This window comes from Vibrio sp. 10N.222.49.C12, assembly GCF_041475025.1.
GTDB classification, from domain to species: Bacteria; Pseudomonadota; Gammaproteobacteria; order Enterobacterales; family Vibrionaceae; genus Vibrio; species Vibrio crassostreae_C.
Genome location: NZ_JBFRVF010000047.1, coordinates 1 through 1,576, shown reverse-complemented (window position 1 = coordinate 1,576; position 1,576 = coordinate 1). Strand labels below are relative to the sequence as shown.

Below are 1,576 nucleotides of genomic sequence, written 5' to 3'. Positions count from 1 at the left end.
ACAAAATCTTAAATTGAAGAGTTTGATCATGGCTCAGATTGAACGCTGGCGGCAGGCCTAACACATGCAAGTCGAGCGGAAACGACACTAACAATCCTTCGGGTGCGTTAATGGGCGTCGAGCGGCGGACGGGTGAGTAATGCCTAGGAAATTGCCTTGATGTGGGGGATAACCATTGGAAACGATGGCTAATACCGCATAATGCCTACGGGCCAAAGAGGGGGACCTTCGGGCCTCTCGCGTCAAGATATGCCTAGGTGGGATTAGCTAGTTGGTGAGGTAATGGCTCACCAAGGCGACGATCCCTAGCTGGTCTGAGAGGATGATCAGCCACACTGGAACTGAGACACGGTCCAGACTCCTACGGGAGGCAGCAGTGGGGAATATTGCACAATGGGCGAAAGCCTGATGCAGCCATGCCGCGTGTATGAAGAAGGCCTTCGGGTTGTAAAGTACTTTCAGTTGTGAGGAAGGGGGTAGTGTTAATAGCGCTATCTCTTGACGTTAGCAACAGAAGAAGCACCGGCTAACTCCGTGCCAGCAGCCGCGGTAATACGGAGGGTGCGAGCGTTAATCGGAATTACTGGGCGTAAAGCGCATGCAGGTGGTTCATTAAGTCAGATGTGAAAGCCCGGGGCTCAACCTCGGAACTGCATTTGAAACTGGTGAACTAGAGTACTGTAGAGGGGGGTAGAATTTCAGGTGTAGCGGTGAAATGCGTAGAGATCTGAAGGAATACCAGTGGCGAAGGCGGCCCCCTGGACAGATACTGACACTCAGATGCGAAAGCGTGGGGAGCAAACAGGATTAGATACCCTGGTAGTCCACGCCGTAAACGATGTCTACTTGGAGGTTGTGGCCTTGAGCCGTGGCTTTCGGAGCTAACGCGTTAAGTAGACCGCCTGGGGAGTACGGTCGCAAGATTAAAACTCAAATGAATTGACGGGGGCCCGCACAAGCGGTGGAGCATGTGGTTTAATTCGATGCAACGCGAAGAACCTTACCTACTCTTGACATCCAGAGAAGCCAGCGGAGACGCAGGTGTGCCTTCGGGAGCTCTGAGACAGGTGCTGCATGGCTGTCGTCAGCTCGTGTTGTGAAATGTTGGGTTAAGTCCCGCAACGAGCGCAACCCTTATCCTTGTTTGCCAGCGAGTAATGTCGGGAACTCCAGGGAGACTGCCGGTGATAAACCGGAGGAAGGTGGGGACGACGTCAAGTCATCATGGCCCTTACGAGTAGGGCTACACACGTGCTACAATGGCGCATACAGAGGGCAGCAAGCTAGCGATAGTGAGCGAATCCCAAAAAGTGCGTCGTAGTCCGGATTGGAGTCTGCAACTCGACTCCATGAAGTCGGAATCGCTAGTAATCGTGAATCAGAATGTCACGGTGAATACGTTCCCGGGCCTTGTACACACCGCCCGTCACACCATGGGAGTGGGCTGCAAAAGAAGTGGGTAGTTTAACCTTTCGGGGAGGACGCTCACCACTTTGTGGTTCATGACTGGGGTGAAGTCGTAACAAGGTAGCCCTAGGGGAACCTGGGGCTGGATCACCTCCTTATACGAAGATAT

General features: G+C 53.2%; 1 rRNA gene. It reads left to right on the top strand.

Features of this window, described 5'->3' with window-relative positions:
- Window positions 1–10 precede the first annotated feature (10 nt).
- Window positions 11–1,565, top strand: a 16S ribosomal RNA gene (locus AB4583_RS14750).
- Window positions 1,566–1,576: the final 11 nt, after the last annotated feature.